Annotated in this window: 3 protein-coding genes; all 3 read right to left on the reverse strand. The window is 58.4% G+C overall.

The window, feature by feature from the left end; translation table 11 throughout:
• Window positions 1-2,889, reverse strand: a 2,889-nt coding sequence (locus ACR0IO_RS22735) for a 2Fe-2S iron-sulfur cluster-binding protein (protein ID WP_480745080.1), incomplete at its 3' end; no start/stop codon positions are given.
• The gene (locus ACR0IO_RS22740) at window positions 2,879-3,154 is read right to left on the reverse strand and encodes a sarcosine oxidase subunit delta (protein WP_480745082.1); all 276 of its coding nucleotides are present in this window, start codon (window positions 3,152-3,154) and stop codon (window positions 2,879-2,881) included. The genes ACR0IO_RS22735 and ACR0IO_RS22740, both read right to left, overlap by 11 nt.
• A 14-nt stretch (window positions 3,155-3,168) precedes the next feature.
• A partial coding sequence (locus ACR0IO_RS22745; RefSeq protein WP_480745084.1) for an FAD-dependent oxidoreductase occupies window positions 3,169-3,949 on the reverse strand: 781 nt, incomplete at its 5' end.

Raw genomic sequence — 3,949 nt, forward strand, 5'->3', positions numbered from 1 at the left:
CTCGCAAAGGGTTTCTTGCCCGCGCAGATGATCAACCATTTTTACTTGATCCCCATGTCGTGCGCGCCCATCCACAAAGAAGCCAAGTGCGATTGGATGGCCCAAAGTCGGCGAGAAACAGGCGGAAGATACGTAGCCTTTTGAGGTTTCCCGACTGGGTTTTGCATCGGCCTCGAACAAATGCCCGCCTGCAAGAATTTTTGATTGGCCATCAACAGGGCGCAACCCGATTAATGCGGGGCGCGCAGGGTCAAGCAATCCTTCGCGCGCTGCCCCTGCACGGCCAATGAAATCACTTTTCTTCTTGGACAATAGCCCCGCCATGCCCAAGTCACCCGCGGTCACGCGGCCATTGATTTCGGCATGGGTGATAAAGCCCTTTTCAAGACGCAAGACATTGAGGGCCTCGACCCCATAAGGCCCGCCCCCCATCGCTTCGGCGCGGGGCATAAGCGCGTCATAAAGGCTTGCGCCATAGCCCACGGGAACCGCAATTTCATACCCTTCCTCGCCTGAGAAAGAGATGCGGAAAATGCGGGCAGGCACGCCCAAAACATCCCGCGCGACCCATCCCATAAAGGGCAATTCATCTCGGCGCAGTCCTTTGGTCAGACCCGCCACGAGGTCGAACGCCTTTGGCCCTGCCACCGCGAATTGCGCCCAAGCCTCTGTTGTAGAGGTCAGGCTGAGTTTCCAATTAGGGCAAAAGACCTGCGCCACAAATTCCAGATGCGCCATGACCTCGGCTGCGGCGGCAGTGGTCGTGGTGATCACATAGTCATAGGGGCCTACCCGCGCGCAGGTTCCGTCATCCATAACAAACCCATCTTCGCGCAGCATCAAACCATAGCGCACACGCCCCTCTGGCAGGGTCGACATCATATTGCTGTAGACAAAATCAAGGAACCGCGCGGCATCAGGGCCAGACACGGCGATTTTGCCCAAAGTGGAAACATCGACAACACCGACCGCATTGCGCACATAGCCCACCTCGCGGTTGCAGGATTGCAGCCATGTTGTCTCGCCATTTTGTGGGAAATAGGATGCACGATACCACAGGCCCGTGGCCACCATCGGGGCATTGCGGGCAACACTTGCTGCATGGCTGGTGGTCAGGCGTTCGGGTGCAAACCCTTTGCCTTGCGCGCCCGCGCCAATCGCACCAAGGGACACGGGCACAAAGGGCGGGCGATAGGTTGTTGTGCCAGTCTCGGAAATTCCACGACCCGTGGCATCTGCCAAAACCGCAATCGCGGTCGTGTTTGAACTGCGTCCTTGATCGGGCGCCATTCCTTGGGTCGTGTAGCGCTTCATATGTTCGACCGATTGATACCCTTCTTGCGCGGCAAGGCGGATATCTTTGGTGGTCACATCATTGGCAAAATCAATCCATGCCCGCTTTTTGCCAGAAACCACCCAATGGGGCCTCGCTGTCTCGCGCGAAGCGGGGGCGATTGGGCAGGGCGTATGAGGGGCCGTCAGGCCCAATTCGGACAGGGCATTGATCGCCGCTGCAAACCCCGAGGTGAAACACTCGGCAGTGCTGAAATATCCTGCAGCACTGCCTGCGTAATGCAGGGCAGGCACCGCGCCCTCAGGGGCAAGAAAACAGGATTTCTCCGCGTTCCAAATTGCGCGGGCGCCCATATGGCAGGCAAGGTGAATATTGGGGTTCCATCCCCCAGACATTCCCAAAGCGCCTATGTCCATATCGGTGGTTTTTCCCGCGGCATCACGAATGGTTATGCCCGAGATACGCGTGCGGCCGCGTGTCGCCACGACCTCCGCACCACGATAAAGGGGATAATCGCCAAGCGCAGGCGCATCGCTGCGCGGATCGATGACGGCGGCAAGGGTTGCCCCCGCGGCCTGCAAGGCAAGCGCGTCGCGATGTCCTTGATCCGTGCTGACAAACAGCGCGATTTTGCGCACTGGCAAGACGCCGTAGCGGTCGAGATAGAATCGCATTGCGCCTGCCATCATAATGGCGGGGCGGTCATTGTCTGCAAATGCGATGGGCCGTTCAACAGCGCCTGTGGCCAAAATCGCAGCGCGCGCAGTGATGCGCCAGAAACATTCGCGTGGCACAGTGCCATTCGGGGCGTGCTCAAGTCCCACGCGCTCCATCATGCCATAGGTGCCACCATCATAGGCCCCCGTGACTGTGCAACGCGGCATGATCCGCACATTGGGCATGGCAGAAAGCTTGGCCGATATCTGCGCGAGCCAAGTTTGCGCAGGCATATCGTCAATCGCAGCATCCTCAAGCCAAAGCCTGCCGCCGAGTTCTGTGTTCTCGTCAACAAGGATCACATCCGCGCCCGCCTCAGCCGCGACAAGGGCGGCAGTCAGGCCCGAAGGGCCAGCGCCAATGACCAGAAGATCACAATGCCCAAAGGCCTTTTCAGATGGTTCTGCCTGCATCTCGCGGGACAAGCGGCCCAAACCCGCTGCGCGGCGGATCAGGGGTTCGTAAACCGCTTCCCAAAAGCGGCGCGGCCACATGAATGTTTTGTAGTAAAACCCCGCGCTTAAGAAGGGCGCGGCCAGATCATTCACCGCCAAAAGATCAAACCCAAGCGGCCCGAGATGGTTTTGACTGTTCGCAACAAGCCCCTCATAGAGGGATTGCATGGTGGCGCGTGTGTTCGGGATCGCGGCCCCATATGGCCCGCGTGACAGTTCAACCAAGCCGTTTGGATCATCCGAGCCTGCCGTCACGATCCCGCGAGGGCGGTGATATTTGAAACTGCGTCCGACCAATGCGACATCATTGGCCAAAAGCGCAGAGGCAAGGCTATCGCCCTCGAACCCCTGATAGGTTTTGCCGTCAAAGGTAAAATTGAGCGGCTTGTCGCGATTGATCCGTCCTTTGCCCTCAACCCGCATGATCTTGCCCTCGATCGCGTAGCAACTGTGCCCCTAGGATGGCGTGGCTGACTGTGTTTCGAGTGACAGATATCCACACCCCGCAGCCGTGTGCATGGCGCCAAATCTCAACGATTTGGCCCGGTTGATTGTCTCGCAAATGCAGATAGCTGTGCCACGCCGCCGCGCCCGCCTCAGCCGCAGGGCGATCTGCATAGGTGATATCGCCTTTGGGGCGAAATTCGCGGCTGTCTCTTTCGCCGCAAATGGGGCAGGGGATACGCATAACCGTCTCGATCTCTAATGCAAATTATGTTGGCTGCCGCGGCCTTCTTCATCCATGAGGCCCCGCCCCGTCTCAAACCGGTCGAGGCGAAAGCGCTCGGCGCTTTGATGCGGCTGATCTGTGGCCATAAGATGCGCGAAGGCATAACCTGATCCCGGCACAGCCTTAAAGCCGCCATAACACCACCCACAATTCAAATAGAGGCCCTCTATCGGGCTTTTGTCGATGATGGGGCTGCCATCCGAGGACATATCCATAATCCCGCCCCAAGAGCGCAGCATTTTGGCCTGTCCGATCATCGGCATGAGCGTCATGCCTGTTTCCACCACATGCTCTGCGGTGGGCAGGTTCCCGCGCGAGGCATAGGATGCATAAAAATCAAGGTCACCGCCAAAGACCAGTCCGCCCTTGTCAGACTGGCTGATATAGAAATGCCCCATGCCATAAGTGATCACATGGTCAATTGCGGGCTTTAGCCCTTCGGTGACAAAGGCCTGCAACACATGGCTCTCAATGGGCAAGCGCAGGCCTGCCATTGCGGCCACCTGAGAACTGCGTCCCGCCACCACAACGCCAATCTTGCGTGCGCTAATGGCACCCCGCGTGGTTTGGACACCCGTGACGCGGCCCTGATGAACATCAATCCCTGTGACTTCGCAATTCTGGATGAGGTCTACACCACGTTGATCCGCCGCGCGGGCATAGCCCCAAGCCACCGCATCATGCCGCGCTGTGCCGCCGCGTTTGTGGTAGAGCCCGCCAGAAATTGCGAAGTCACAGGGATTGATGTGCATC

The organism is Ruegeria sp. CE12, from assembly GCF_056537525.1.